25 protein-coding genes and 3 pseudogenes are annotated in these 26,235 nt (G+C 70.1%); 13 read left to right on the plus strand and 15 right to left on the minus strand.

The features are described from left to right. Positions 1-336: 336 nt before the first annotated feature. From ABZS71_RS29890 to hemB, 5 genes are read left to right on the plus strand one after another with little or no spacing between them, the layout of a single operon-like run. On the plus strand, positions 337-1,140 hold the full coding sequence (locus tag ABZS71_RS29890) for a redox-sensing transcriptional repressor Rex (RefSeq protein ID WP_355858437.1): 804 nt from the start codon (positions 337-339) through the stop codon (positions 1,138-1,140). Continuing rightward, a complete protein-coding gene (hemA, locus tag ABZS71_RS29895) occupies positions 1,137-2,777 on the plus strand; it encodes a glutamyl-tRNA reductase (RefSeq protein ID WP_356215060.1) in 1,641 nt (546 codons plus the stop codon). Before ABZS71_RS29890 ends, hemA begins: the two co-directional genes overlap by 4 nt. Then, complete coding sequence (gene hemC, locus ABZS71_RS29900) at positions 2,774-3,763, plus strand: hydroxymethylbilane synthase (RefSeq protein WP_356215062.1); 990 nt, start codon at positions 2,774-2,776, stop codon at positions 3,761-3,763. The genes hemA and hemC overlap by 4 nt, the downstream gene beginning before the upstream one ends. Next, complete coding sequence (locus tag ABZS71_RS29905; RefSeq protein ID WP_356215064.1) at positions 3,760-5,424, plus strand: bifunctional uroporphyrinogen-III C-methyltransferase/uroporphyrinogen-III synthase; 1,665 nt, start codon at positions 3,760-3,762, stop codon at positions 5,422-5,424. The genes hemC and ABZS71_RS29905 overlap by 4 nt, the downstream gene beginning before the upstream one ends. Then, complete coding sequence (hemB, locus tag ABZS71_RS29910) at positions 5,421-6,425, plus strand: porphobilinogen synthase (RefSeq protein WP_356215066.1); 1,005 nt, start codon at positions 5,421-5,423, stop codon at positions 6,423-6,425. The genes ABZS71_RS29905 and hemB overlap by 4 nt, the downstream gene beginning before the upstream one ends. A gap of 61 nt (positions 6,426-6,486) precedes the next feature. Here hemB and ABZS71_RS29915 read toward each other — a convergent pair whose 3' ends face one another. Together ABZS71_RS29915 and ABZS71_RS29920 are read right to left on the minus strand one after the other, a co-directional pair. After that, complete coding sequence (locus tag ABZS71_RS29915) at positions 6,487-7,107, minus strand: nucleoside/nucleotide kinase family protein (protein WP_355858452.1); 621 nt, start codon at positions 7,105-7,107, stop codon at positions 6,487-6,489. Between the two features lie 206 nt (positions 7,108-7,313). Further along, the gene (locus ABZS71_RS29920; protein WP_356215068.1) at positions 7,314-8,114 is read right to left on the minus strand and encodes a glucose 1-dehydrogenase; all 801 of its coding nucleotides are present in this window, start codon (positions 8,112-8,114) and stop codon (positions 7,314-7,316) included. A 204-nt stretch (positions 8,115-8,318) separates the two neighbouring features. On the opposite strand from ABZS71_RS29920, the gene ABZS71_RS29925 reads away from it, so the two are divergent. Then, the gene (locus ABZS71_RS29925; RefSeq protein WP_355858458.1) at positions 8,319-9,212 is read left to right on the plus strand and encodes a D-alanyl-D-alanine carboxypeptidase; all 894 of its coding nucleotides are present in this window, start codon (positions 8,319-8,321) and stop codon (positions 9,210-9,212) included. A gap of 84 nt (positions 9,213-9,296) precedes the next feature. Here ABZS71_RS29925 and ABZS71_RS29930 read toward each other — a convergent pair whose 3' ends face one another. Beyond that, positions 9,297-9,884: a hypothetical protein gene (locus ABZS71_RS29930; protein ID WP_356215070.1), complete on the minus strand. Its 588-nt coding sequence runs from the start codon at positions 9,882-9,884 to the stop codon at positions 9,297-9,299. Between the two features lie 407 nt (positions 9,885-10,291). On the opposite strand from ABZS71_RS29930, the gene ABZS71_RS29935 reads away from it, so the two are divergent. After that, the gene (locus ABZS71_RS29935) at positions 10,292-10,462 is read left to right on the plus strand and encodes a hypothetical protein (RefSeq protein WP_356215072.1); all 171 of its coding nucleotides are present in this window, start codon (positions 10,292-10,294) and stop codon (positions 10,460-10,462) included. A gap of 19 nt (positions 10,463-10,481) precedes the next feature. On the opposite strand, the gene ABZS71_RS29940 is transcribed toward ABZS71_RS29935, so the two are convergent. The 3 genes from ABZS71_RS29940 to argS all read right to left on the minus strand — a co-directional run bounded on the left by ABZS71_RS29940 (position 10,482) and on the right by argS (position 12,921). Then, positions 10,482-10,649, minus strand: a complete 168-nt coding sequence (locus tag ABZS71_RS29940) for a hypothetical protein (protein ID WP_356215074.1) — start codon at positions 10,647-10,649, stop codon at positions 10,482-10,484. 68 nt (positions 10,650-10,717) lie between these two features. Beyond that, entirely contained in the window at positions 10,718-10,906 is a 189-nt protein-coding gene (locus ABZS71_RS29945) for a hypothetical protein (protein WP_356215076.1), read from the minus strand. Positions 10,907-11,133: 227 nt separating this feature from the next. After that, positions 11,134-12,921, minus strand: coding sequence for an arginine--tRNA ligase (gene argS, locus ABZS71_RS29950; RefSeq protein ID WP_355858470.1), 1,788 nt, complete (start codon positions 12,919-12,921; stop codon positions 11,134-11,136). 158 nt (positions 12,922-13,079) lie between these two features. Here argS and lysS point away from each other — a divergent pair, with 158 nt between their 5' ends. Further along, entirely contained in the window at positions 13,080-14,831 is a 1,752-nt protein-coding gene (gene lysS / locus ABZS71_RS29955) for a lysine--tRNA ligase (RefSeq protein ID WP_356215078.1), read from the plus strand. A gap of 78 nt (positions 14,832-14,909) precedes the next feature. On the opposite strand, the gene ABZS71_RS29960 is transcribed toward lysS, so the two are convergent. The 3 genes from ABZS71_RS29960 to ABZS71_RS29970 all read right to left on the minus strand — a co-directional run bounded on the left by ABZS71_RS29960 (position 14,910) and on the right by ABZS71_RS29970 (position 18,211). After that, a complete protein-coding gene (locus tag ABZS71_RS29960; RefSeq protein WP_356215080.1) occupies positions 14,910-16,295 on the minus strand; it encodes a DUF2637 domain-containing protein in 1,386 nt (461 codons plus the stop codon). Positions 16,296-16,394: 99 nt separating this feature from the next. Next, a complete protein-coding gene (locus ABZS71_RS29965) occupies positions 16,395-17,096 on the minus strand; it encodes a hypothetical protein (protein WP_356215082.1) in 702 nt (233 codons plus the stop codon). Between the two features lie 146 nt (positions 17,097-17,242). After that, positions 17,243-18,211 (minus strand): DUF3558 domain-containing protein, encoded by a 969-nt coding sequence (locus tag ABZS71_RS29970; RefSeq protein WP_356215084.1) that lies wholly within the window; start codon positions 18,209-18,211, stop codon positions 17,243-17,245. A 162-nt stretch (positions 18,212-18,373) separates the two neighbouring features. Between ABZS71_RS29970 and ABZS71_RS29975 the strand changes: the two genes are divergently transcribed. Further along, positions 18,374-19,630: an RtcB family protein gene (locus ABZS71_RS29975; RefSeq protein ID WP_356215086.1), complete on the plus strand. Its 1,257-nt coding sequence runs from the start codon at positions 18,374-18,376 to the stop codon at positions 19,628-19,630. Positions 19,631-20,155: 525 nt separating this feature from the next. Here the strand turns inward: ABZS71_RS29975 and ABZS71_RS29980 are convergent. The 3 genes and pseudogenes from ABZS71_RS29980 to ABZS71_RS29990 form a co-directional block, all read right to left on the minus strand. Then, a pseudogene (locus tag ABZS71_RS29980) lies at positions 20,156-20,293 on the minus strand (SGNH/GDSL hydrolase family protein); the annotation flags it as partial. Between the two features lie 25 nt (positions 20,294-20,318). After that, positions 20,319-21,170, minus strand: a complete 852-nt coding sequence (locus tag ABZS71_RS29985; protein WP_356215088.1) for a helix-turn-helix transcriptional regulator — start codon at positions 21,168-21,170, stop codon at positions 20,319-20,321. A gap of 15 nt (positions 21,171-21,185) precedes the next feature. Further along, a pseudogene (locus tag ABZS71_RS29990) lies at positions 21,186-21,940 on the minus strand (DUF6879 family protein). A 173-nt stretch (positions 21,941-22,113) separates the two neighbouring features. Here ABZS71_RS29990 and ABZS71_RS29995 point away from each other — a divergent pair. From ABZS71_RS29995 to ABZS71_RS30010, 4 genes and pseudogenes are all read left to right on the plus strand, one after another. Then, positions 22,114-22,320, plus strand: coding sequence for a hypothetical protein (locus tag ABZS71_RS29995; RefSeq protein ID WP_356215090.1), 207 nt, complete (start codon positions 22,114-22,116; stop codon positions 22,318-22,320). A 169-nt stretch (positions 22,321-22,489) separates the two neighbouring features. Next, positions 22,490-22,732: a hypothetical protein gene (locus ABZS71_RS30000; protein WP_355860152.1), complete on the plus strand. Its 243-nt coding sequence runs from the start codon at positions 22,490-22,492 to the stop codon at positions 22,730-22,732. Between the two features lie 113 nt (positions 22,733-22,845). Further along, a pseudogene (locus ABZS71_RS30005) lies at positions 22,846-23,345 on the plus strand (hypothetical protein). 70 nt (positions 23,346-23,415) lie between these two features. Then, on the plus strand, positions 23,416-24,072 hold the full coding sequence (locus ABZS71_RS30010) for a class I SAM-dependent methyltransferase (RefSeq protein ID WP_356215092.1): 657 nt from the start codon (positions 23,416-23,418) through the stop codon (positions 24,070-24,072). A 118-nt stretch (positions 24,073-24,190) separates the two neighbouring features. Here the strand turns inward: ABZS71_RS30010 and ABZS71_RS30015 are convergent, their stop codons facing one another. The 3 genes from ABZS71_RS30015 to ABZS71_RS30025 all read right to left on the minus strand — a co-directional run bounded on the left by ABZS71_RS30015 (position 24,191) and on the right by ABZS71_RS30025 (position 26,179). Beyond that, positions 24,191-25,048, minus strand: coding sequence for a hypothetical protein (locus tag ABZS71_RS30015; RefSeq protein ID WP_355860146.1), 858 nt, complete (start codon positions 25,046-25,048; stop codon positions 24,191-24,193). A gap of 25 nt (positions 25,049-25,073) precedes the next feature. Next, positions 25,074-25,304 (minus strand): hypothetical protein, encoded by a 231-nt coding sequence (locus ABZS71_RS30020; RefSeq protein WP_356215094.1) that lies wholly within the window; start codon positions 25,302-25,304, stop codon positions 25,074-25,076. A 119-nt stretch (positions 25,305-25,423) separates the two neighbouring features. Next, complete coding sequence (locus ABZS71_RS30025) at positions 25,424-26,179, minus strand: SDR family NAD(P)-dependent oxidoreductase (protein ID WP_355860142.1); 756 nt, start codon at positions 26,177-26,179, stop codon at positions 25,424-25,426. Positions 26,180-26,235: the final 56 nt, after the last annotated feature.

A 26,235-nucleotide genomic window follows, 5' to 3' on the forward strand; every position in this document is an offset into this window, starting at 1 on the left:
CTGGCCGCCCCGGCCGCCGGAGCCGACGAGTTCGGAAGTAGCGCCGGGGTGGATTACGATCGTGGGCGATTTGTTGGTGTCCGGGGGTAAAAAGGTGAGGAGTGAGGGCCTGTGCTCCCGTCGGCACCCCAGCGGCACCGGTGCGCCCGGAGGGAACGGTGTGGCGCAGGTCGTGGTTCCGTGGCCGGCCCGAAAGGGCGCGTGACACCGGTCACTTTGCTCGGACAAAGCGGACACCATCTTTGTGCACGCGTTCACAAAGACATAGCCTGCTGTCGATGGGGTGGTCCTTCAACATTCGACCGTCCGCAGCCCCGCTCTACCCGCAGGAGCACCGTGGCAACTGGCCGAACTCACCGACCGGCGACCCGAAGCCGAGGAATCCCCGAGGCCACCGTCGCCCGGCTACCGCTGTATCTGCGCGCCCTGACCGCGCTCTCCGAGCGCTCGGTGCCCACGGTGTCCTCCGAGGAGCTGGCGACCGCGGCCGGAGTCAATTCGGCCAAGCTGCGCAAGGACTTCTCGTACCTCGGCTCGTACGGCACCCGTGGGGTCGGCTACGACGTGGAGTACCTCGTCTACCAGATCTCGCGGGAGCTCGGCCTCACCCAGGACTGGCCGGTCGTGATCGTCGGTATCGGTAACCTCGGCGCCGCGCTCGCCAACTACGGCGGCTTCGCCTCCCGGGGCTTCCGGGTCGCCGCGCTCATCGACGCCGATCCGGCCATGGCCGGGCGCCCCGTCGCGGGCATCCCGGTGCAGCACACCGACGAGCTCGAGAAGATCATCACCGACAACGGGGTCTCCATCGGGGTCATCGCCACCCCGGCGGGCGCGGCTCAGCAGGTCTGCGACCGGCTCGTCGCCGCCGGTGTCACCTCGATCCTCAACTTCGCGCCCACCGTGCTGTCCGTTCCGGACGGGGTGGACGTGCGCAAGGTCGATCTCTCCATCGAGCTGCAGATCCTCGCCTTCCACGAGCAGCGCAAGGCGGGCGAAGAGATGGCTTCCTCCGACGAGGGCCCCGGAGCCGCCGGACCGGCTCCGGTGGCGCCCCACCGCACGGCCGCCGGCGGTCCCGGCGCCGAGAGCAGCCGGCAAGGACCTGACGGGGATGTGCCCGCCGTGATGCCGGCATGAGTCTCCTCGTTGTCGGCCTGAGCCACCGCAGCGCGCCCGTGAGCGTGCTGGAGCGCGCTGCCCTGGTGGGGGACGAGCAGGCGAAGCTGGTGCAGGACACCCTCGCCGCCGAGCCCGCCACCGAGGCCGCGGTGCTGGCCACCTGCAACCGCATCGAGCTCTACGCGGACGTGGACAAGTTCCACGCCGGCGTCGCCGAGCTGTCCACGCTGATCGCCCAGCACACCGGCGTCGGCCTGGACGAGCTCACCCCGTATCTCTACGTCCACTACGAGGACCGGGCCGTCCACCACCTCTTCTCGGTGGCCTGCGGACTGGACTCGATGGTCGTCGGCGAGGGCCAGATCCTCGGCCAGATCAAGGACGCGCTCGCGCTGGGGCAGGAGCTGCACACCGCGGGCCGGCTGCTGAACGATCTCTTCCAGCAGGCGCTGCGGGTCGGCAAGCGGGCGCACAGCGAGACCGGTATCGACAAGGCCGGGCAGTCGCTGGTCACCTTCGGCCTGGAGCAGCTGGCCCAGGGCGCGACCGTGCCCGAGTGGGCGACCGGGAAGCGTGCGCTGGTGATCGGCGCGGGGTCGATGTCCTCACTGGCCGCGACGACGCTCGCACGGGCCGGTGTGGCAGAACTGGTGATCGCCAACAGGACGTTGGAGCGGGCCCTGCGCCTGGCGGAGTCCCTGGCCCAGCTGCACGCCGCCACCCCGAGTGCCACCACCGCCCGTGCCGCCGAGGCCCGTGGCGACGCCACGCGTGACGGCGTCCGTGCCGCCGAGGCCCGTGCCGCCATGGCCGGTGCCGCCGACGCCGGTGCCGCCGCGGCCCGCGACCTCCGTGCCGCCGACACCGGGCGCGAGGACGCTGCCCACGCCGGGGAGGGTGAGACGCGGCGCGATGGGCTCGTGGCCCGCGCCGTGCCGCGGGACCGGGTCACGGCCGAGCTGCCGCACGCCGACATCGTCGTCTCCTGCACGGGCGCGACCGGCCTCGTGCTGACCGCCGACGATCTGCGCACCGCCCTCGCCCAGCGCGCGACCTGCCCCCCGGCGGCGGGCCAGGGCCAGGGTCAGGGCGACGCGGGCACCGTCTCGCTGCTGGACCTGGCGATGCCGCGCGACATAGACGCGGCGGCGCACCGGATCGAGGGGCTGCGGCTGGTCGACATCGAGTCCCTCGCCGAGGCCGCCGCCACGCCCTCCGATCAGTCGGGCTCCGCGGCCGGGGCGATGGCCGTCGACGTCGACAAGGTCCGCGCCCTCGTCTCCGCCGAGGTGGCCGCCTTCGGCGCGGCCCAGCGGGCCGCGCACATCACGCCGACCGTGGTCGCACTGCGTACCATGGCGGCAGACGTCGTCGCGAGCGAGATCGCCCGCCTTGACGGCCGCCTTCCCGATCTGGACGACAAGCAGCGTTCCGAGATCACCCAGACCGTGCGCCGGGTCGTCGACAAGCTGCTGCACGCGCCCACCGTGCGCGTCAAGGAGCTCGCGAGCACACCGGGCGGCGCCGGTTACGCGGACGCGCTGCGTGAGCTGTTCGACCTCGATCCGCAGGCGGTCGTCGCCGTCAGCCGGGCCGACGCCGACGGCCCGTCCGGCGCCGCCGAACCGAACGACCCGAAGGGAGGCCGGGCATGAACGCCACGCCAGCCACCCCCGAGACCCCTGAGACCACCCCGCTGCGCCTCGGTACCCGCCGCAGCGTGCTCGCCAAGGCCCAGTCGGGCCTCATAGCGGACGCCGTGCGTGAGGTCACCGGACGCCTCGTCGAACTGGTCGAGATCACGGCGTACGGCGACACCTCACGTGAGCAGCTCGCGCAGATCGGCGGCACGGGGGTCTTCGTCTCCACGCTGCGCGAGGCGCTGCTGAGCGGCGAGATCGACTTCGCCGTGCACTCGCTGAAGGATCTGCCGACCGCCGAGCCCGACGGGCTGACGCTGGCCGCGATCCCGCGGCGGGAGGATCCGCGCGACGCGCTCATCGCCCGTGACGGTCTCACCTTCGCCGAGCTCCCGCGCGGAGCCCGGATAGGCACCGGATCGCCACGCCGCGCGGCTCAGCTCAATGCCTGGGCCCGTTCGTTCGGCCTGGACATCGAGACCGTGCCGATCCGCGGCAATGTCGATACCCGCATCGGCTACGTCCGCTCGGGGAAGCTGGACGCCGTGGTGCTCGCCGCCGCCGGTCTGATCCGCATAGGGCGGATCGGCGAGGCGACCGAGCTCCTCGACGCCGACCACATTTTGCCCGCCCCCGGCCAGGGGGCCCTGGCAGTCGAGTGCGCCGCGTCCAACGCGGACCTCGCCTCCCGGCTCGCCGAGCTCGACGACCCGTACACCCGGGCCGCCGTGACCGCCGAGCGTTCCCTGCTCGCCGCCCTGGAGGCCGGCTGCAGCGCACCTGTGGGTGCGTTGGCCGACCTGTTGGGCGACGGTCAGGTTGTCACCGAAATGCGCCTGCGCGGCGTCGTCGGCACCACCGACGGATCGACGCTGGTGCAGCTGTCCACCACCGGTCCCGTACCCGCGTCGCCTGCCCAGGCCGCGGTTCTCGGTCGCGAACTCGCGGCCGAGATGCTCGCCAAGGGTGCGGCCGGTCTTATGGGGGAGCGAGCACTTTGAACCCCACCGCCCCGAACCACCCCGGCTGCGGGCACGTCACCTTCCTCGGTGCGGGCCCCGGAGATCCGGGCCTGCTGACGCTGCGTGCCGTGGAGGCACTCGCCGCCGCGGACGTACTGATCGCCGACCCGCAAGTGCTCGACGTGGTACGTGCGCACGTCAGGCCGGGCGTGGCCGCGGACACTCAGGGCGCACCACGGCAGGCGGACGCTGATGTGTCGTCAGCCACCGCCGACGTCCCGGTACTCCGGGACAGCGTCAATCTTGTCATGGCGGCCGCGCGCGCCGGCAAGCGGGTCGTCCGCGCGGTCGCGGGCGACCCGGGCCTGGACGGATACGCCGCCGACGAGATGCGCGTGTGCGCCGCCGAGGGCATCGCCTTCGAGGTGGTGCCCGGTGTCGCCGCGGCGGTGGGCGTGCCCGCCTACGCGGGGGTGCCGCTGCGAGACGCGCAGAGCGCCGACGTCCGCTTCGTGGACGCCCGGACCGCCGACGAGCGCTGCTGGAGCGAGGTCGGCTCGTCCGACGCGACCGCCGTCGTCTCCGCGACCCTGGAGACCGTCGGCGCCTGCGCGGGCGAGCTGGTGTCGGCCGGCCGTAAGCCGGACACCCCGCTCACCGTCACCGTCGCCGGTACCACCACCCGCCAGCGGACCTGGACGGCGACGCTCGGGACCATCGCGCAGGTGCTGAAGTCCGCGAAGGTGCTGCCGTCGCCGCAGGGCTCGCAGCCCGTGATAGCGGTGGTCGGCGAGCGCAGCGCGGCCGAGCGGCGCGACCAGCTGTCCTGGTTCGAGTCCAAGCCGCTCTTCGGCTGGAAGGTCCTGGTCCCGCGGACCAAGGAGCAGGCCGCCTCGCTCTCGGACCAGCTGCGCTCGTACGGCGCGGTGCCCAGCGAGGTGCCGACGATCGCGGTCGAGCCGCCGCGTACCCCGCAGCAGATGGAGCGGGCGGTCAAGGGCCTGGTCACCGGGCGCTATGAGTGGATCGCCTTCACCTCGGTCAACGCGGTGAAGGCGGTGCGCGAGAAGTTCGAGGAGTACGGGCTCGATGCCCGCGCGTTCGCCGGGATCAAGGTCGCGGCGGTCGGCGAGCAGACCGCGAAGTCCCTCATCGACTTCGGCGTCAAGCCGGATCTGGTGCCCAGCGGTGAGCAGTCCGCGGCCGGGCTGCTGGAGGACTGGCCGCCGTACGACCCGGTCTTCGACCCGATCGACCGGGTCTTCCTGCCGCGCGCCGACATCGCCACCGAGACGCTGGTCGCCGGGCTGATCGAGCTGGGCTGGGAGGTCGACGACGTCACCGCGTACCGCACCGTGCGCGCCTCGCCGCCGCCGGCCGAGACCCGGGAGGCGATCAAGGGCGGTGGGTTCGACGCGGTGCTCTTCACCTCGTCGTCCACCGTGCGGAACCTCGTCGGCATCGCGGGCAAGCCGCACAATGTCACTGTCATCGCCTGTATCGGCCCGGCCACCGCGAAGACCGCGGAGGAGCACGGCCTGCGGGTGGATGTGCTGTCGCCCGAGCCCTCGGTGCTCAAGCTGGCCGAGGCGCTCGCGGACTTCGGGGCGGCGCGGCGCCAGGCCGCGCTCGAGGCCGGGGACCCGGTCACCCGCCCGAGCGAGCGACGGCCCGGATCGCGTAGGAGGGCACGTTCATGAGCACGACGTACGGCAGCTTCCCGGGCGCACGGCCGCGCCGGCTGCGGACCACGCCCGCGATGCGGCGCATGGTCGCCGAGACCCGGCTGCACCCGGCGGAGCTGATCCTTCCCGCCTTCGTGCGGGAGGGTGTGTCCGAGCCGGTGCCGCTGGAGTCGATGCCGGGCGTCGTTCAGCACACCCGCGACACCCTGCGGAAGACGGCGGCCGAGGCGGTCGAGGCGGGCCTCGGCGCGATCATGCTCTTCGGGGTCCCGGAGGAGTCCAAGAAGGACGCGGTCGGCACGCCGGGCACCGACCCGGACGGGATCCTGCAGGTCGCCATCCGGGATGTCCGGGCCGAGGTCGGCGACGAGCTCGTGATCATGTCGGACCTGTGCCTGGACGAGCACACCGACCACGGCCACTGCGGCGTCCTGGACGCCGAGGGCCGGGTCGACAACGACGCGACGCTGGAGCGGTACGCCGAGATGGCGCGCGTCCAGGCCGACGCGGGCGTCCACACGGTGGGCGCCAGCGGCATGATGGACGGCCAGGTCCGGGTGATCCGCGAGGCGCTGGACGGCGCCGGGCACCAGGACGTCTCGATCCTCGCCTACACCGCCAAGTACGCCTCGGCCTTCTACGGCCCCTTCCGCGAGGCGGTCGGCTCCTCGCTCAAGGGCGACCGCAAGACGTACCAGCAGGACCCGCCCAACGCGCGGGAGTCGCTGCGCGAACTGGAGCTGGACCTCGCCGAGGGCGCCGACATGGTCATGGTCAAGCCGGCCCTGCCGTACCTCGACATCCTGCGCCGGATCGCGGACGCGGTGGACGTACCGGTCGCCGCCTACCAGATCTCGGGCGAGTACGCGATGGTCGAGGCGGCCGCCGCCAACGGCTGGATCGACCGGGACCGCGCGATCATGGAAACCCTGACCTCGGTACGGCGCGCGGGCGCCGGGATGATCCTCACGTACTGGGCGACGGAGGTCGCGCGGCGGCTGAACCGCGGCGAATAGTCTCTCCCACGCCGAAGGGGCCGGCTCCGCCGAGCGGATCCGGCCCCTTCGGCGACGGTCATCACCGGCCCCTGACCACGAGATCGGCGCTCTCGCGCCCGGGGGCGACCCGGCGGGCGTTGGCCTCGTCCGAGGCGAGGACCCAGCGCTCCGCCTCGGGACGCGGCTTGCCGAACCGCTCATGGCGGTCGATCAGCCTGCGGACCCGCTCCTCGCTGTCCAGCTCGACCCACCAGGTCTCGTCCAGCAGCTCGCGGACCGGCCGCCAGGGCGCGTCGTCCAGCAGCAGATAGTTCCCCTCGGTGATCACCAGCGGGATGTCCGGCGCCACCGGGATGGAGCCCGCGATCGGCTGCTCCAGCTCCCGTTCGAACCCCGGCGCGTACACCGTCTCCCCGGCCCGCTGCTCCCGCAGCCGCCGCAGCAGGGCCGCGTAACCGCACGGGTCGAAGGTCTCCGGAGCGCCCTTGCGGTCCGTCAGGCCGAGCCTGCGCAGTTCCACGTCGGCCAGGTGGAAGCCGTCCAACGGGACGAGGACCGCCCGGTCGGCGCCGAGCGCGTCGACCAGGTACTCGGCCAGGCTGGTCTTGCCGGCCCCGGGCGGTCCGGCGATTCCGAGCAGTCGGCGACCGCCGGCGGCGGCCAGGCGCTGTGCGCGTTCGAGGAGTTGCTGGGGAGTCATAGCGGGCGCTTTCGGGGGTTTCGAGGAGTCTACGGGAAGGGGCGTAGGAGGGATCAGGCCGTCGCGTGGGCGTCTGCGCGTGGTTCACTCCCCGCTCGCCACCCGCGCGGGCGTCACGGGCGCGGCCCCTATGGTCGCCGACGCCCTCTTCGGCCCGGCGACGGTGGACTCCCGGCTCCGCTGAGCCCCAGGCCCCTGCGGCGGGGTCAGGCCCGCATACCGCCGTCGACCGGGAGTACCGCGCCGGTGACGTACGAGGCGCGGTCGCTGAGGAGCCAGGCGGCGGCCTCGGCGATCTCCTCCGGGGTCGCTGGGCGGCGCAGCGGAGTGCGGGCGTTCAGTCGGTCGAGGATGCCGGGGGAGCGGTCGGCCCAGCCGCGGATCATCTCGGTCATGGTGGTGCCGGGGGCGACGGCGTTGACGCGGATGCCCTCGGGGCCGTACGTGATGGCGGCGGACTCGGTGAGGCTGTTGACGGCCCGCTTGACCGCTCCGTACGCGGGCAGCTCCGGATTGCCCCGGAAGCTGCCGACGCTGCTGTTGTTGACGATGGCGCCGCGGCCGGCGGTGGCCTGGATCGCCTTGATCTCGGCCGCCATGGAGACCCAGACGCCCTTGAGGCTGACGGTGGTGATCAGGTCGAAGTCCGCCTCCGCCACATCGGCCAGTGGCGAGGGGGGTATGGCCGCCCCGGCGTTGTTGAAGGCGGCGTCCAGCCGGCCGTGCAGCTCGACGGCCCGGTCCACGGCCGCCCGGACGCTCGCCGGGTCGGCCAGATCGCACCGCACGTGGTCGGCGGTGCCGCCCGCCGCCCGGACCTCCTCGGTCACGGCCGCCAGCTCCGCCTCCGTACGGGCGGTCAGCACGACCTTCGCGCCCTCCCGGGCGAAGAGCCGGGCCGCGGCGGCGCCGATGCCGCGGCCGGCGCCGGTGATCAGGGTGACTTTGCCGCGGAGGAGCCCGGAGGGGGCGGTGGTGCCGGTAAGGTCGCTGGGCGTATGCGTCATGCGCTCATCCTGACCGCGGCCCGGCCTTGTCTGCCAGGCACTGCCGATCCCGGGATGGGGGCGCCGCACGCCGCCACACGTACGCCCGGGGGAATCCAGTGAAAAATCTCCGCGAGGCGCACATCCTTTGGCCCGTCTCACGCGTCTCATGATGAAGCGGCACTCTCATGTGTCCGCATGGCAGGGGCATTTGGAGTATACATTTTGAAAACCGGCATCAAGGGTCTACGTCGCGTGTCCGCGGTTGTCGTCACCGCGGGAGCCGTCCTGACGGCCGGGGCATTCACCGCCTCGGCGCAGGCCGCCACGCTCGCAACGCCCACGATCACCGCCAAGGGCGGGTTCGTGATGAACAACGGCACGGGGTCCTCGCTCTACACCAAGGCAGCGGACACCCGCCTTTCCACCGGCTCCACCACCAAGATCATGACGGCCCGGGTGGTGCTCGCGCAGCCGAACCTCAACCTGGATTCCAAGGTCACCGTCCAGAAGGCGTACAGCGACTACATCGTCGACAACAACTGGGCCTCCTCGGCCAAGCTGATCGTCGGCGACAAGGTCACCGTCCGCCAGCTGCTGTACGGTCTGATGCTTCCGTCCGGCTGTGACGCGGCGTACGCGCTGGCCGACAAGTTCGGCAGCGGGTCCACCCGGGCCGCACGCGTGAAGTCGTTCATCGGCAAGATGAACACCACCGCCGCGAACCTCGGGCTGAAGAACACCCACTTCGACTCGTTCGACGGCATCGGGCACGGCGCGAACTACTCCACGCCGCGCGACCTGACCAAGATCGCCAGCAGCGCGATGAAGTACTCCACGTTCCGTACGGTCGTGAAGACGAAGTCGACGAAGCAGACGGTCACCACGAAGAGTGGCGGCTACCGCGACATGTCGTGGGAGAACACCAACAAGCTGCTCGGCAGCTACTCGGGCGCCATCGGCGTCAAGACCGGCTCGGGTCCGGAGGCCAAGTACTGCCTGGTCTTCGCCGCCACCCGGAGCGGCAAGACGGTCATCGGCACGGTCCTCGCCTCCTCCTCGGTGGACAACCGCACCGCGGACGCGAAGAAGCTCATGGACTACGGCTTCAAGAAGTAGTCCGGGCCCTCCGTTCCCCTGACGGGAAGGGGCCTGTCCGCGACCACCCCGGTCGCGGACAGGCCCCTTCGTCGTTCACCTTTCTCAGCGCACCGCGTTCCAGGAGTGCGCCACGTCCACCACGACACTCCCGCCCGACTGGAACACCCGGAACGGCAGCCGGGCGCGCACGCCCAGACCGATCTGGGTGTCGCCCTCGAAGCTGGCGCCGAACCGCGTGTCCTTGAAGGTCTTGTAGCCCGTGATGTCCACACCCGGCAGCGGCTTCCGCGCCCGCCCCGGGTACGACTCCCCGCCGGTCTCCGGGTCATAGCTGGGCGCGGCCACGCGTATCTCCAGAACAGCCCCGCCGCCGACCGGAATCGCCTCGCCCGAGCCGTCCTGGTACAGGGTGTCGACGTAGTTCACGCGATAGCCGACGCGATCGGCGGCCGTGCCGCCCTTGACGTCGAAGACCATGCGGTCGTAGCACGCGTGCTGACCGGTCCTGATGTTCTCCAGCGGCTTGTGCCCCGCCGCCTGAGCCGTCTTCTCGCCGCTGCCCCAGCCCGTCTCACAGGCCGCGGCCGCCTTCGCCGACGACGCCGTAACGGCCCCGGCCGTCCCGGCCGTCACCGCCAGCCCGCCGCCGGCCAGCACCATCGCCGCGAGCCCGGTCCCCCACCGTCGCATAGCCAACCCCCAAGTAGTCGATAACGGGTAACGCATGGGGTTTGACCGGCGGCGGCGACAGGAGGTTGTCCCGTCCTGGGAAGTCTGTCGGAAATAGTACGTACACGATGTGTGTGGCTCTCCCCGAGCGCGGCCACGGCTCCCTGAATCGCGGCATAGGTCTCGCTGGGCTTCCGGGCCCCCGCCGCCCGCGCGAACGCCGTCCGCCGCACATCGGGCCAGTCGACCTCCCCCCCGGCGCGGCGACCGCTTCTCCCTGGCCAGGGTGTACCGCCGTGGTAACCGACCTCCGTGGTCCATGAGTTCACAGCGTAGGGGGGGCGGACCGGCCACAGGGGGTTATCCCCAGGGCACGGTGGCCGGGCGACCGGATGGGAACGGGCGGGCGGTTCGGCGAGGCTCAGGGCATGAGATTGATGACCGGCAAGACGGCCGCGCTGGCGCTCGCCACCGCCGCCACCGCCTCCTTCCTCGGTACGGCGTCCGCCGCGGACGCCGCGGACGCCGCGGTGACCGACTTCCTGCTCAACGGCAACCGCCCAGAACACGACACCTCCTGCCCGGCGGCCCGGGACTAGGCGGATGACCGGGGCGCGCTCACTCGGACAGGAGCGAGTCGACCTCCAGCTCGACCTTGGCGCCGACCGACTCGGGCAGGACGAAGGACTCGCCGGGGCGGTGGACGGACCGGGTGCGGTACTCGCCGTCGTGCGGGTCGGTGAGGACGATGACCTCGCCGTGCTTGCGGTCGCCGATGACGTACACCGGAACGCCCGCACCGCATAGTGCTCGGGCTTGCGGTCCAGGTCGTCGCGCCAGTTGGACGAGGTGAGCTAGAAAACCACGCGGAAGACGGCCGGGTCGACGCAGTTGTACTGCGCCATATTGTCCCGGAAGTCCGCGTCCACGATCGAGAGGTCCGGGATGGCGTAGTCCTCGTCGCCGGTCGGCAGCCAGACGCCCACGGCCTGGACGACGCGGGTCTCGCCCTGACGCGGCTTGGCGGCGGGGAGCGGGTCCATGACGTCGGTGAGCGACTCCGCGTGGGGAGGGTCGGCGAGGGCGTCACGATCAGCTGTCCTCCGAGGATCTCGGCCCGGTATCCCGGAGGGTTCTGGAACACCGTCTCGGCGATATCGATGAGGAGGGGCTCAGTAACGATTCCGCCGGGCAAAGCACCCCAAAGCAGCCACGCGGCGGCCCCGATCGGAAAGATCAGGACCGCCGCGCGGGGGGCGTGCGGGAGCGCTCAAAGGCGCTCGGGGGTGCGGATGCCCAGGAGGGACATGCCCTGCCGCAGCGTCCGCGCCGTGATCTCGCAGAGGAACAGCCGGTTCTCCACGACCGCCGGGCCGCCCTCCGCCTTCAGGACCGGGCACTGGTCGTAGAAGGTCGTGAAGAGCGACGCCAGCTGGTACAGATACGCGGCGAGCTTGTGCGGCTCATAGGTGGCGGCGACGCTCGCCACCGTCTCCGCGAAGTCGTCCAGATGCAGACCCATCGCCCGCTCGGCCGGGGTCAGCGGCAGCTCGGGGTGGGCGACCGGCTTCTGGTCCGCCTCGGCGCGGCGCAGGATGGACTGGATACGGGCGTACGCGTACTGCAGATAGACGGATGTGTCCCCGTTGAGCGAGACCATCTGGTCGAGGTCGAACTTGTAGTCGCGCGAGGCCGACGTGGACAGATCCGCGTACTTCACCGCGCCGACGCCGACCTGCCCGCCGCGCTCGAGGATCTCCTCCTCCGTGAGGCCGAGCTTCTCGCTCTTCTCGCGGACGACGGCCACCGCCCGCTCGCTGGCCTCGTCCAGCAGGTCCTCCAGCCGCACCGTCTCGCCCGCACGGGTCTTGAACGGCTTGCCGTCCTTGCCGAGGACCGTGCCGAAGGCGAGCTGGACGGCGTGCACCCGCTCGTTCAGCCAGCCCATCCGGCGGGCGGTCTCGAAGACCATCTTGAAGTGCAGCGCCTGGCGGGCGTCCACGACATACAGCAGCCTGTCGGCCTTGAGCTGCTGCACCCGGTCGCGGATCGCGGAGAGGTCGGTGGCCGCGTAGCCGAAGCCGCCGTCGGACTTCTGGACGATCAGCGGCACCGGATTGCCGTCCGGGCCCTTGACGTCGTCGAAGAAGACGCACAGCGCGCCCTCGGAGCGGACCGCGACCCCGGACTCCTCCAGGAGCCGGCAGGTCTCGGCCAGCATGTCGTTGTAGCCCGACTCGCCGACCACATCGGGGTCACGGATCTCGATGTCGAGCTTGTCGAAGACCGAGTAGAAGTAGATCTTCGACTCGTCCACGAACCTCCGCCACAGGGCGACGGTCTCCTCGTCACCGGCCTGGAGATCCACCACCCGCCGCCGGGACCGCTCCTTGAACTCCGCGTCGGAGTCGAAGAGCGCGCGCGCCGACTTGTAGAGGCGGTTCAGATTCGACATCGCCTCCTCGCCGGAGGCGGCGTCCTTGTGGTCCAGCTCGTGCGGGTGCTCGATCAGATACTGGATGAGCATGCCGAACTGGGTGCCCCAGTCGCCGATGTGGTGGCGGCGGATCACCTTCTCGCCGGTGAATTCCAGGATCCGGACGACCGCGTCCCCGATCACCGCCGAGCGCAGATGGCCGACGTGCATCTCCTTGGCCACATTCGGCTGGGCGTAGTCGATGACGGTGGTGCCCGCCTCCGGCGCGTACGGAACGCCGAGGCGCTCGTCGGCGGCGCGGGCGGCGAGGGTGGCGGTGATGGCGGAGTCGGCGATGCTGATGTTGAGGAAGCCGGGGCCGGAGACCTCGATGTCCGCGATCACCTCATCGGGATCGGCGGAGGTCGGGGCGACGGGAATCCGGTCCACGACCTTCGACGCGAGCTCGCGCGGATTGCCCTTGAGCCGCTTCGCCAGCGCCAGCATCCCATTGGCCTGGAAGTCGGCCCGGTCGCTTCGTCGCAGCAGCGGGTCCGCGGAGGCGGCCTCCGGCAGGGCAGCCGAGAGGGCGTCCGCGATGCGCTGGTGGACCGTAGCGGCAAGCGAGGGGACCGAGGCCATGGGAGGTGCCGTTCCGATAGTGGGTTCAGTTGGCAACCCAGTATTTCACGGCGTGTCCAACCCTTTGTGCGGCGCTGTGGATAACCTGTGCGGTCCGTCGGCCTCCCCTGTGGGTAACTCCGGAAGCCCCCTTTCCGTCTGGGACAATGGTCGGTGCCATGACCGCAAGGAAGGAAGTGCCGACCGTGGCTCAGAGCACCGAGACCGACTGGGTCTCCCGATTCGCCGACGAGGTCATTGCCGAGGCGGAGCGCCGCGCCCCCGGCAAACCGATCGTCTGCGCCTCGGGCCTCAGCCCGTCCGGCCCGATCCACCTCGGCAATCTGCGCGAGGTCATGACGCCTCACCTGGTCGCCGACGAGATCCGGCGCCGCGGGTACGAATGCGTCCACATCCTGTCCTGGGACGACTACGACCGGTATCGGAAGGTTCCGGCCGGGATCGACCCGTCCTGGTCCGAGCACATCGGCAAGCCGCTGACCTCGGTCCCGGCCCCGCCCGGGTCCCCGCACCCCAACTGGGCCGAGCACTTCAAGGCGCCGATGATCGAGGCGCTGCGCGAGCTGGGCATCGAGTTCCACGGCATCAGCCAGACCGAGAAGTACACGTCGGGCGCGTACCGCGAGCAGATCCTGCACGCGATGCGCCACCGCCGGGAGATCGACGCGGTGCTGGACCGGTACCGGACCAAGGACAAGCCGGGCGCGAAGAAGCCGGACCTGAAGCAGCAGAAGCCGGTCGACGAGGCCGAGCTGGAGGCCGCCGAGGGCTCGGGCGCCGCCGCCGAGGACGACGGCAGCGCGGGCACCGCGGGCTACTACCCGTACAAGCCGTACTGCTCGGTCTGCGAGCGCGATCTGACCACGGTGACCTCGTACGACGACGAGACCACCGAGCTCGCCTACACCTGCGCTTGCGGCCACGCCGAGACCGTCCTGCTCAGCGAGCACAACCGCGGCAAGCTGGTCTGGAAGGTCGACTGGCCGATGCGCTGGGCGTACGAGGGCGTCGTCTTCGAGCCGTCGGGCGTCGACCACTCCTCGCCCGGCTCCTCGTACGTGGTCGGCGGGCAGATCGTGCGCGAGGTCTTCGGCGGCGAACAGCCCATCGGCCCGATGTACGCCTTCGTCGGCATCAGCGGCATGGCCAAGATGTCGTCCTCGAAGGGCGGTGTGCCCACCCCGGCCGACGCCCTGGAGATCATGGAGGCCCCGCTGCTGCGCTGGCTGTACGCACGGCGCCGGCCGAACCAGTCCTTCAAGATCGCCTTCGATCAGGAGATCCAGCGGACCTACGACGAGTGGGACGCGCTGAAGCGCAAGATCAGCGAGGGGACGGCCCAGCCCGGGGACGCCGCCGCGTACAGCCGCGCGACCCGCACCGCCGCGGGCGAGCTGCCGCGCACCCCGCGCCCGCTGCCGTACCGCACGCTGGCGTCGGTGGTGGACATCACCACCGGGCACGACGAGCAGACGCTGCGCATCCTCAGCGAGCTCGACCCGGACAACCCGGTGACGTCCCTGGACGAGACGCGGCCGCGGCTCGACAAGGCCGAGCGCTGGATCACCACCCAGGTCCCGGCCGATCAGCGCACCAGGGTGCGGGAGGAGCCGGACACGGAGCGGCTGGCGTCGCTCAGCGAGACCGAGCGCGAGTCGCTGCGGCTGCTGCTCGACGGGCTGGACGACCACTGGTCGCTCGACGGGCTGACCACCCTGGTCTACGGGGTGCCCAAGCTCCAGGCCGGGCTGGCGGCGGACGCCAAGCCGACGCCGGAGCTGAAGGTGGCGCAGCGGTCGTTCTTCGCGCTGCTCTACACCCTGCTGGTCGGGCGGGACACCGGTCCCCGGCTGCCCACGCTGCTGCTGGCGGTGGGGGCGGACCGGGTGCGCAAGCTGCTCGCGGCCTGACCTCGCGGGACCCGTGCGCCGGGCGGGCCGGATCGGCCCGCCCGGCGCCGTCCGGCCTGCTGCCCGTCTGCCGGTGGCCTACGGGATGTGCTCCGCCTCCATCTCCATGCGGTAGCGCTCCTTGAAGTCGTTCACGTGCACGGCCAGCTCGTTGTTGCTGAGGTCGGTGACGCCGTACGCCTCGCGCAGCCGCTGCCCGAACTGGTACGCCGAGGGAAAGCGGGCGTTGTCGGCGAGGAACTGGCGGAAGGTGCCGTAGTACACCTCGTCGCGCGGGATGTCCTCCGGCAGCTGGTTCACCCGCGGCCCGACCGGCTCCTCGTACTCGGCATACGCCTCCGGCTCGCGCTGCCCCGGTACATACATGCCCTGGGTGGTCCCCACGCCCTGGCCGCCGAGCTGGCGCACCCGGCCGCCGGGCACGACCGGGACGGTCACCTGCGGCTGCGCGGGTTCCTCGAGCGGGCCGGGAGGCACGGGGTGGGCGGCGGCCGGATCGAAAGCGGTGGGGGCCCGGCCGTCGTGGTCCTGCGCGGCGGGCTGCGGGTACCCGGGGACGGGCAGCTCCTGAGGCAGTTCCTGCGGCTGCTGTTGGGCCCCTGCGGGAGCCACGGCCTCGGCTCCGGCCGGGCCTCCGGGCGTCCCGTCAGCGGCCCTCTGAGGGCCCTGGAGCGCCGCGCCCCGCACCGTCCCGTCCGTGGCCCCGGTCGCCGTCCCGTCCGCCGTCCCGTTCGCGCGCTCGCCCGTCCTGCCCGCCGGAAGCGCGGCGGGCAGGACCGCGATCGGCTCCAGCCCCGCCGCGGCCAGCCCCGCCGGTGCGGTCTCGGCCAGCGGCACCCCGTAGCGCGCCAGCCGCAGCGGCATCAGCGACTCGACGGGCGCCCTGCGGCGCCAGGCGCGCCCGTAGCGGGCCCGCAGCCGGGCGCGGTAGACCAGCCGGTCCTGCTCCAGCCTGATGACCTCGTCGTACGAGCGCAGCTCCCACAGCTTCATCCGGCGCCACAGCCGGAAGGTCGGCAGGGGCGCGAGCAGCCAGCGGGCGATGCGGACCGACTCCATATGGCGGTCGGCGGTGATGTCGGCGATCCGGCCGACCGCGTGCCGGGCGGCCTCGACGGAGACGACGAAGAGGATCGGGATCACGGCGTGCATGCCGACGCCGAGCGGATCCGGCCAGGCGGCCGCGCCGTTGAAGGCGATGGTGGCGATGGTCAGCAGCCAGGCGGTCTGGCGCAGCAGGGGGAAGGGGATACGGATCCACGTCAGCAGCAGATCCAGGGCGAGCAACACCACGATCCCGGCGTCGATGCCGATGGGAAAGACGTTGGCGAAGCCGCCGAAGCCCTTGTCACGGGCGAGATTGCGCACGGCGGTGTAGGAGCCGGCGAAACCGATCGCTGCGATCACCACCGCTCCGGCGACGACCACACCGATCAATATGCGGTGCGTACGTGTCAGCTGCATCGCGGCCACCCGCGATCCCTCCCCGTCCTCGGCAATCGGCGCGCTCAGGGTCGCATACACGTCAAGCGCCGTGGACGGGAAGGGGGGCGTGGCAGGCCGTTACGCGGTGCCCTGGGCGCCCTTCGCGACGGATCCGACGACCTCCTTGGCCGCGGACTTGGCGTCCTTGAGCAGCCCGGCGGCGTCAGGGGCCTTCGCGGTCTCATAGCCGGCGCCGTCGTACTCGACCGTCACGACGACATTGGCGGTGCGGGCCACGACCGTCTGGTTCCGGAAGTCGTCGCCGTCCTTCTTCTCCTTGGTGCTGACGGTGGTCGCCTCGTCACCGATGCCCGCCGCCTTCCCGGTCTTCGGGTCCTTCACCGCGCCGGCCGTGGCGGCCTTGCTCGCCTGCTGGGCGGCGTACTCCCCGGCGCGCTTGTCACCGGAGCCGAGCCCCGCGTCGGAGTGGAAGAGCTTGAGGGAGACGGACAGCGACCGGTACTTGAACCCGTCGAGGCCGTTCCACAGGCAGTTGGCCGAGGAATTGGTGTCGGCGGAGGGCAGGGCCTTGCCCTTCTTGTTCTGCGCCTTGGGGACAAGATCGCCGATCGTCTTCCCGGACAGGGAGGAGCAGACATCGGGGAGCTTGCTGAACTTTGCGGCCGCAACGGACGGCGAAGCGCTGGGCGAGGCCGGTCTCGATGAGCTCTCCGAGTCCTTCTTGTCCTTGCCGGAGCCGGAGGAGCAGCCGGCGACGAGCACCACCGGTACGGTCGCGCAGGCGAGTATTCGGGCGAGTCGCGGGGCTGAACGGTGCATGGGTCCTTCGCTCAATTCTCTGTCGATGGGCGGACGTGCCGCCCGCGTCATTAGTCGGCACGGTACGCGGCCGATGCGCGGGCGTCCCAATCTTCGAGGTCTTCGCGGGGTGTCCCAGGGGAATCCGGGAGGCGTCCGCCGGCGTGCTATTCCTTGAGCCGGCCGGTCAGCTGCTGGGCCAAGTCCTGCGCGTTTTGCTGCAGTTCTTCGCTGTCGGGAATGTGCTTCTTGTTGGTCGTCCACTGGGCGTACTCAATGGTGGCAATCACATTCGAGGACCGGAACACCACGCTGATGTCGCGGTGAATGCCGGAGTCCTTGGTGATCAGCTGGTCATTGAGGAAGGCGTCGTCGCCGAGGTCGTCCAGGCGGCGCGGGGCGGTGGGGTCCGACGTGCCGGCGCTCCCGGAGCTCCCGTCGTCGCTCGCGCTATTGCCGGCGTCGTCGGAGGCGGAACCGGACGCGGAGCCGGACCCGGACCCGGATCCGGACCCGGAGCCCGGGGTACTGTCGTCGCCCGGCGTCTTGCCGGCCGTGTCGCTCTTGCCGCCGCTCTTGCCGTCCTTGCCGCTCTCGCTGGAACCGGGGCTCGGGGAGGCGGCCCCGCCGCTCCCGTCCTGCGAGCCGGAGGAGGAGGCCGAGGGGGTGCTCGGGGCGTCCGGGATATGCGCGGCGACGGCCTTCTGCTCGTAGGTCTCCCGCGCCCGGTCGTCATCGCTGACCGAGGGGTCGTACGAGACGACGCGCTCGAAGTCGATCGTCAGATAGCGGGTGCCGCCCGCCGTCTCCAGTTTCCAGCGGCAGCCGTCGCGCCGGTCTATGTCATATGTCACAGCGGCCTGGCCCTCGTACGCCCTGTCGTCCTCGGCGGCGCCGGGCAGCAGGGCGCGGAGGGTCTTGGGGCTGACGGCGCCGCATGCCTCGGGCAGCGTGCGATAGCGGCCGGGCTCGGCCGAGACCGCCGTTCCGGAGTCGTCGGAGGCGCCGTCGTCCTTGCCGGGCTTCGAGTCGGAGCCGGTGCATCCGCTGAGCCCGGCGGCGGCGAGCACGGTGATGAGCACGGCGACGGCCGGGGTGGCGCGCCGTCCGTACGCCCTTCGCTGCGCTGGCTGCACTGTCCGTGTCCCTTCGAGCGGGGAAAACTGCTTGCCGCCCGTGGGCGGTGGCTGGACACAATGTCTACCGCACGCACTGATGTGCCTGCCGGTCGACCGCCGCCTATGGGGCATAGGCCCGGCTTTTGCGTTTTCTGTCTTTTACGGGGGAATGAGTAAAACATGTCGTACGTCGAGGTGCCCGGGGCGAAGGTACCGATCCGTATGTGGGCCGACCCCGCGACGGTCGAGGGCGTCGCCATGCAGCAGCTGCGGAACGTCGCCACGCTGCCCTGGATCAAGGGTCTCGCCGTGATGCCGGATGTGCACTACGGAAAGGGCGCCACGGTCGGCTCGGTGATCGCGATGCAGGGCGCGGTATGCCCGGCGGCGGTCGGGGTCGACATCGGCTGCGGAATGTCGGCGGTCAAGACGTCGCTGACGGCGAACGATCTGCCGGGAGACCTGTCGCGGCTGCGGTCCAAGATCGAGCAGGCGATTCCGGTGGGGCGCGGCATGCACGACGACGTCGTGGATCCCGGGCGGCTGCACGCGTTTCCGACGGCGGGGTGGGACGACTTCTGGGCGCGGTTCGGGGAAGTCGCCGAAGCGGTCAGGTTCCGTCAGGAGCGGGCGGCGAAGCAGATGGGTTCGCTCGGGTCGGGTAACCACTTCATCGAGTTCTGTCTCGATGACTCCGGCTCGGTCTGGCTGATGCTCCACTCCGGCTCCCGCAACATCGGCAAGGAGCTTGCCGAGTACCACATCGGCGAGGCCCGGAAGCTGCCGCACAACCAGGATCTGATCGACCGCGACCTGGCCGTCTTCATCGCGGACACCCCGCAGATGGCGGCGTACCGGCACGATCTCTTCTGGGCGCAGGAGTACGCCAAGTACAACCGCGCGATCATGATGGCGCTCTTCCAGGACGTGGTGCGCAAGGAGTTCAAGAAGGCCCGGCCGGTCTTCGATCCTGTTATCTCCTGCCGGCAGGAAGATGCCGAAGGTCAGATGAGGACCGTCGAGTACCGCCCTGGTGTGATCAGCTGCCACCACAACTATGTCAGTGAAGAGCGGTACGAGGGGATGGATCTGCTGGTTACCCGCAAGGGGGCCATCAGCGCGGGCTCGGGGGAGTGGGGGATCATCCCCGGCTCGATGGGCACGGAGTCGTACATCGTGCGCGGCCTGGGCAACCCCAAGTCGTTCAACTCCGCCTCGCACGGTGCCGGCCGGAGGATGAGCCGGAACGCCGCGAAGCGGAAGTTCTCGACTCGAGACCTGGAGGAGCAGACGCGGGGCGTGGAGTGCCGTAAGGACTCCGGCGTGGTGGACGAGATCCCGGCCGCCTATAAGCCGATCGGACAGGTCATGGAGCAGCAGCGGGACCTGGTGCAGGTGGTCGCGAAGCTCAAGCAGATCATCTGCGTGAAGGGCTGATCTGCAGGACCGCACTTGATCGGTGTGCCCGGGACTGGCCACGGTCCGGGGATTTTGTCTGCTCGGCCGCCTTAGCGTGACAACAACGACTCCAACTCGCTTCTTTTCGCCGGACGTTGCATGGAGGTACTTGGCAGCCGAGTCGCCAGTCGCTGGGCTTGTGATGCCGCCAGACCCTTCTCCAATCCAGTTCCGCTAGCCCACCTCCGTGCTGGAGGCTCGTTCCACCCGCCCCAGAGCTACCGGTACGTCGACCCCGACATCCTGCGCGGCTGGGTCATGGGGCACCCGACAGCGGAAGAAGTACTCCGAGAAACCAGCCCCCGGCCAGCCTCAGCACAGAGCCAGGCGCAACGAGGTACGGGTACACCGCTCAGCGGCAGCATGATTCGGCATGTAGCAGCCTGGAGTCGGCCGAGCCCTCAGCCGCCAAGAGGCCCCGTAAGCCCTTCCCGGCTAAGGGTTGAGGGCCACCGTTGGGAGCCATCTGGGAGCCGGATTTCTCCCCGAGGCCCCGCGCGACACCGCCCAGCGCAGTTCGGCGGCAGCGGCCTGGCGGCCGGTGGGGGGCGGTTGTGGGGGCAGGGGCAGCGTCCAGGTGGCGTCGTTGCCGGGGAGGTGGAGGGCATGGGCCACCGCCGACGCGATCCGCTCGTGGCCCAGGGACTGCTTCTCGGACGTGTCGGCCTCAGCGTGAGTTCAACTCCCGTCTCGCTGCATTGATGAGGTTCTGCGCGTCAACGCCGTACACGGCGGACTCTCGGAGCGTCTTCCAGGTCCGCAGATACGTGTCCACGCTGGCTTCATCGTCGATCCACAACTCCGCGTGCCAGTTCTCGACGATCACCTGGCGGTCGTCGTAGATCCAGAAGGCGGTGGCCGGGGGGATCTTGAGGGAGGCGGACATCGGGATGATCCCCAGCTCTACGGTGTCCAGGCCGACGGCTCCTGCGAGGCGGTCGAGCTGGGCCGCAAGCACCGACGGCGGACAGACCAAGGCATGAAGGGCGGCCTCCCACATGATGAGGTGGAAACGCTTTGAGGAGTCGTATAGCGCCTCTTGCCGCTTCATGCGGGACCGAACTGCCTCCTCGGTGTCGCGCGGCGATCGCTGTAGCTCCGCGTACCTCGTGAAGATCGATCGGGCGTAGTCCGGGGTCTGGAGAATCCCGAAGATCATCGAGGACTCCCAGCCACGGAACACGGAGGCGGCGGCATGAGCGCTCAGGTGGGTGTCCTGGACTGCCCTGTGCCCGGAGGCCAGCTGCCGTCGCCATGACCGGATGTGGGACTCGAAGCCCCGGAGGCGCGCTAGCAGCTCGTCGTACGCCTCGGGCTGGCCGGTCGCCTCCGCCCACTTGCGCAGGTCATCGGGCGTTGGAGTCTGCCTGCCGTTCTCCAGCCTGCTGACCTTGGACTTGTTCCACCCGTACTGCTCGGCGAGCTCAGTGCCGGTGAGCCGGCCCCCAGGAGCGGAGAGCCGGAGTTCGCGCAGCCGTACCCCGAGTGCTTCTCGTGCCTGCTGGTAGTCCGTGCTCACCGGTACGCACCTGCCTCAGTCCTCCTTCGCGGTCAGCCATGCCGCGAACTCCTCGTACGGGATGGCATGATGCATCGCCGCGTCACGCGCCATGGAGTACCGCAGCACCGCCGCAGGCTCCGTGATCAGCTCGACGTTAGGTTGTCGGCGTCGTCGAAGTTGAGCAGCGCGACCAGCCGGGAGTCGAAGATCCAGAAATCTTCGGCGGGCAGGCCGGGCCGATCGGCGTCCGCGCGCCAGAGATTGAGGATCTTCTCGCCGACGGCGCTGTTGCGACGGGCGTTGACGAGCAGATAGAGCTGGCCAGCCGTGGGCGGGTCGTCGACGATGCGGACACGCTCGAACCGCTTGCCGAGCGCGATCTGTTCGCGGCGCTCCGCACACCACTCGGCGTCGACTCCCTCCCAGTTGACAGGTCCTCCACGGCTGAACTGGGCGTACATGTCCGTGAGCTCGTCGGACGCGTACCGGCGCCGCGTCTCCAGGCGCCATGCCGTGTGCTCGAACTGCGTGAAGAGCCGGTCGAACTCGTCCAGTCCGATGATGTCTGACAAGCGGGTGACCTCCTTGGGGGCGAAGTCGACGAGCAGTTCGCGTGGCACCACGATCGGTACCTCACCCTCGTTCAGGTGCCGGAGCTGGGCGATGTCGTCAGGGTCTGTGAGGGCCGGGCCGTGCACGATGACCTCACCCGTGTCGAGGTCTTCGTGAATGGACGGGCACCCGTTGACGCCGCTGCCCGTGCCGTTGAAACGCAGTCGTCGGGCCATGATCACATCCTTCCCATGGGGGGACTGATCTCCCAAGCTTCCCCGAGGTCAACGTCCTGTGCCGGGGTTTCCGTCGGCCTAATCAGCAACCTTGCGCAACCTCCCTGGATGGTAGAGCAACTTTGCGCAACTTCCATGGCGTCCGCCAACTTTCCTTCCCTACCGTCCCGTTCATGGTTGCAGCACACGATTTGCAGGACGTCGATCCCTTCGCGGCCACCGAGTCTCTGAGGACGGCACTTCCTCAGGCAGGCATCGTCCTGCCGTCGCTCGCAGTCGATGCCGGCTCACCCACTCTCCGGCTCGTGGACCTGGGGCGCGTACGCGCGGATGTGGCCGTGCGCCTGGCAGAGGCACTCCGGCGAGCGGGCCAAGGATGAGCGGCGCAGGAACGCCAACCGAGGACGGCGGGGTCCCGCCCAAGATAACGCTGAGGGTCTACACCGTGACCCGCGAGGGCCACGTCACGAGCGACACCGGCACTCACGGATTCGAGGGCGCAGAAGCCGAGACGGCGACAAGTCTTGGGCAGGAGTTTCCTCCCTGCACGTGCCTGCAGCACCGGGCCGTGAGGGCGGGGCGGTGAGCGCGTCCGGCGACACCCTCTTGCTGTCGCCGGAGTGCGCTGTCGCTGCCCGCCCTGGCTACGAGGACCTGCACCTGGAGTGCCGCCAGATCGACGATGTCCCGCTGCCCGGCGCCACCGGTGTCCTGCTCATTCACCGCTGCACCTGCCACTGCCACGCCTACCACTGCCAGGACCCTACCCAAGTCCCCTGTTCCGCTCGGTAGCCCAAGAGGCCCCCTGAAACGGGACTTGTAAGGGCGCCCGCACCGCTCTTTCAGCCATGAACAGGAGCGGGCTCGTCTCAACACGGCACGACCACCCTTCGAAGGAGTACGTCATGACCGCCATCCTCGACCGGCCCGCGAGCACCCGCACGCGGGACCCGAAGGAACTGCTCAACGCCGTCCAGCCGCACATCAAGCACTTGACTGTCAACGTGCTGGACAGCGGCATGACCGTGTGGGACCGCGAGGTCGCCCTGCTGCTGCGCGACCACACGATGGTCCGCGACATGGCCGAACGCATCCTCGGCAACGCCGTCATGTACACCGTCGGCTGCATGGAACACCCCGAGGTCCACTCGGTGTCGGCAAGCTCGTCGACATCGGTGTTCACCAGCTCATCCTCGACACACCCGTGTGGTGGGCTCTGTGCGACGTGTACAACGAGGGCCGCTACAAGCACCATGCCCCGTTCATCGAGCGTCGCCGCGACGGGCTGTGCGTGCGCACCGCGGACTTCCTGAAGTCCATCGGGTTCGACATCGACGAGGAGCTGTGGGCGATCGACGGCACGGACTGCTCGCCGTGCGACAACAAGGTCCCGGACAGCCACTGAACCGCCCTACGCTGGCCCCTGTCCTCGATCCCCCGGAGGGCAGGGGCCCACCCTGCAAAGAGGAACCGCCTTGCCCGCACAACATGACATCGCCGCTGAGACCGAACTGTGGGACGCCTACGCCGCCTCCGCCTTCAAGGACGACGCCGAGCCGAGCTTCTGCTGGACCCAGTACGCCGATCACGGACCCGGCGCTGAATTGCTCGGCAACCCGCGCTCCGTGCTGGAGATCGGTTGCGGCACCGGTCGCGCCCTCGCCTTCCTCGCTCAACGCGGCATCACCGCTCACGGTGTTGACCTGTCTCCCGTCATGGTCAAGCAGACCACCGCGAAGTGGGCCAGCACCGGCGCGGCGTTCGTGTGCGCCGAGGTCCTGGAGTACCTGAGCGAGCACGAGTACGTGTACGACGCCGTCTACTCCATCTTCGGTGCCGCATGGTTCACCGACCCGGGCCGTCTCTTCCCGCTCGTCCGCCAGCGGCTCAAGCCCGGCGGCGTCTTCGTCTTCTCGCAGCCTCCAGCCATCCCCGGCGCGTACGGGCCGCAGGGCATGTACAAGGGAGGCTTCGCGGGCAAGGCGATGTTCGCCTACCGCTACAGCTACCGCCCGGCCGTGTGGGAGCGCCTACTCACCCGGGCTGGGTTCGCCACAGCCGACGCAGAGGTCCTCGACGCGCCTCACCCAGGGCACATCGGGACGCTCCTCGTCCGTGCGGTCGCTCCGTGACCGGATCTCATACCGTGTGAGCCACGTCGACTACCCTTCCGGCGGCCTGCAGGGAGCGCCAGGGCGACGTCCGGAAACTTGCGGGAGGCCCCGCCGTCGTAGCTGACGCCAGGGCTGATTACGGCAGTTGAGGGGACGACGAGGGAGGCAGGCTGCGGTTGCCGATCCTGCCTCCGGGGCCGTACGTGGGATCGGGTAGGCGCTGCCCGCGCTGACGCGAGATCCAGTAGGTGCGCTCGAACGCCGGGTGGGAGGCGAACGCCAGAGCTTCGGAGCCGGTGTCGGTGTCGGTGTCGATGAGCCAGACGCCCGTACGGCTCTGGTGCGGCCGGACCGGGCAGCCGGTCAGTTCAAGCTCCCACCTGTCGGTGACGCCGCTATCCCGACTGTCGTGCACGGTGATGATGCCTGTCACCCGGTGCGGCAGAGGGCGGCCCTCCAGGCTCGCCTCGTAGTTCTCCGAGAGCTCCTTGATCGTGAATTCCTTGTGCAGGAAGAGGTTGGGGCTCACGCCGTTGCCCTGGTGGGGCCACAGGGCGTGCGACGCGGTAGGACGAGGGCGGTGCTCCACCTCGCGGACCAGGTCGCCCTCGTACTCGACGTTGACGTGGCGGTTTCCGTGGTTCTGTACCACGACACGGGCCTGCAGAACGGTCCGCTCATCCTGCTTCTCCGGGAAGTGCCACTCGTAGCCCGCAGGCCACGGATTGACAGGCATCCCGACGTGTGACCAGGCGTACGGGGGCCACTGCACGTCTGTGAGACGCACGCTCACCGCTGGAGCCTGGGCATCGAGCCGCGCGCGGGCGGCGTCGATGGCAACGGCCTCGTTGATGACGAGGGCGTTCTGCGCCACTTCCAGCGCGTCATGCGAGACCGTGACGGCCTTGCGTGTGAGGGCCGACTGCCAGGCGATCACACCGAAGCTGGCGGCGGTGCCTATGGAACCAAGCGCGAGCCAGAAAGTATCGGACATAGCCGGGGATTCGCGTACCACCCGGTCATGGAGCACCAATCTGCTGGTCCGGTAGCGGAATTGACGATGCCCTCCCGTTTGAACGCACCGTCAGCGACGCGCGCCCTGAGCTTGCTGTACACCACATGGCGTAGATCACCAGGATCATCTGCGACACCGCTCCGTCCGCCGCGATCCAGTACGCCGTCGCCGACGGCGGCGTGAAGAACATGTGGCACGTCGAGCCCTCGGCCGCCTGGCCGTTGACCGTGCTCATCGTGGACGAAGCACACACCTACTTCCGCGACTACAAGGGCTGGCGGTGCCGGTACTCGCGGGCTCAGGGCTCGCGGGTCCGGCCCACGGTGTCACTTCTCGCGGGTCCGGCCCACGGCGTCACTTCTCGCGGTGCACCTTGTGCTGGGCGGCCTGGGCGCGGGGGCGGATGACCATCATGTCGATGTTCACATGGGCGGGGCGGGTGACCGCCCACTCGACGGCGTCGGCGACATCGTCGGCGGTCAGCGGCTCGGCCACGCCCTCGTAGACGGCCGCGGCCTTGGACTCGTCGCCGCGGTAGCGGTTCACCGCGAACTCGTCCGTCCTGACCATGCCCGGGGCGATCTCGATGACCCGCACCGGATCGCCGCACAGCTCCAGACGGAGGGTGGCGGCGACGGCGTGGGCGCCGTGCTTGGCGGCCACATAACCGCCGCCGCCCTCGTACGCGACATAGCCGGCCGTGGACGACATCACGACGACCGTGCCGTCGCCGGAGGCGGTGAGGGCGGGCAGCAGCGCCTGGGTCACCTGGAGCACGCCCACCACATTGACCTCGTACATCGCCCGCCAGTCGGCCGGGTCGGCGGTCGCGACGGTCTCAGAGCCGATCGCGCCGCCCGCGTTGTTGACGAGGACGTCGCAGCGGTCGAGGCCGGCGGCGAAACTCTCGACGGCGGTCCGGTCGGTGACGTCCAGGACGTACGCCTCGGCCTCGTGACCGGCCTCGGTCAGCTCCGCCGCGAGCGCCTCGACGCGGTCCTTACGGCGGGCAGCCAGCACGACCCGGAATCCGGCGGCGGCGAGCCGACGGGCGGTCGCGGCCCCGATCCCGCTGCTCGCACCGGTGATGACTGCGGTACGGGTGGTCATCGGCCCTCCTGTGGCGACGTGACGACGTGGTGCGGACGGTGCTGCGTGCGCGTGAT

Origin of the sequence: Streptomyces sp. NPDC005393 (assembly GCF_040606675.1) — a bacterium.
In the GTDB taxonomy this organism is placed as follows: Bacteria; Actinomycetota; Actinomycetes; order Streptomycetales; family Streptomycetaceae; genus Streptomyces.

Excerpts from the sequence above, each read along its gene's own strand:
- lysS (WP_356215078.1), top strand. The coding sequence starts at position 13,080 with ATGACCGCAAGGAAGGAAGTGCCGACCGTGGCTCAGAGCACCGAGACC.
- ABZS71_RS29945 (WP_356215076.1), bottom strand. The coding sequence starts at position 10,906 with ATGGACCCGCTCCCCGCCGCCAAGCCGCGTCAGGGCGAGACCCGCGTC.
- hemA (WP_356215060.1), top strand. The coding sequence starts at position 1,137 with ATGAGTCTCCTCGTTGTCGGCCTGAGCCACCGCAGCGCGCCCGTGAGC.
- hemC (WP_356215062.1), top strand. The coding sequence starts at position 2,774 with ATGAACGCCACGCCAGCCACCCCCGAGACCCCTGAGACCACCCCGCTG.
- ABZS71_RS29930 (WP_356215070.1), bottom strand. The coding sequence starts at position 9,884 with ATGCGACGGTGGGGGACCGGGCTCGCGGCGATGGTGCTGGCCGGCGGC.
- ABZS71_RS29960 (WP_356215080.1), bottom strand. The coding sequence starts at position 16,295 with ATGCAGCTGACACGTACGCACCGCATATTGATCGGTGTGGTCGTCGCC.
- ABZS71_RS29975 (WP_356215086.1), top strand. The coding sequence starts at position 18,374 with ATGTCGTACGTCGAGGTGCCCGGGGCGAAGGTACCGATCCGTATGTGG.
- ABZS71_RS30015 (WP_355860146.1), bottom strand. The coding sequence starts at position 25,048 with ATGTCCGATACTTTCTGGCTCGCGCTTGGTTCCATAGGCACCGCCGCC.
- argS (WP_355858470.1), bottom strand. The coding sequence starts at position 12,921 with ATGGCCTCGGTCCCCTCGCTTGCCGCTACGGTCCACCAGCGCATCGCG.
- ABZS71_RS30020 (WP_356215094.1), bottom strand. The coding sequence starts at position 25,304 with ATGAGCACGGTCAACGGCCAGGCGGCCGAGGGCTCGACGTGCCACATG.
- ABZS71_RS29920 (WP_356215068.1), bottom strand. The coding sequence starts at position 8,114 with ATGACGCATACGCCCAGCGACCTTACCGGCACCACCGCCCCCTCCGGG.
- ABZS71_RS29965 (WP_356215082.1), bottom strand. The coding sequence starts at position 17,096 with ATGCACCGTTCAGCCCCGCGACTCGCCCGAATACTCGCCTGCGCGACC.
- ABZS71_RS29935 (WP_356215072.1), top strand. The coding sequence starts at position 10,292 with ATGAGATTGATGACCGGCAAGACGGCCGCGCTGGCGCTCGCCACCGCC.
- ABZS71_RS29915 (WP_355858452.1), bottom strand. The coding sequence starts at position 7,107 with ATGACTCCCCAGCAACTCCTCGAACGCGCACAGCGCCTGGCCGCCGCC.
- ABZS71_RS30025 (WP_355860142.1), bottom strand. The coding sequence starts at position 26,179 with ATGACCACCCGTACCGCAGTCATCACCGGTGCGAGCAGCGGGATCGGG.
- hemB (WP_356215066.1), top strand. The coding sequence starts at position 5,421 with ATGAGCACGACGTACGGCAGCTTCCCGGGCGCACGGCCGCGCCGGCTG.
- ABZS71_RS29995 (WP_356215090.1), top strand. The coding sequence starts at position 22,114 with ATGGTTGCAGCACACGATTTGCAGGACGTCGATCCCTTCGCGGCCACC.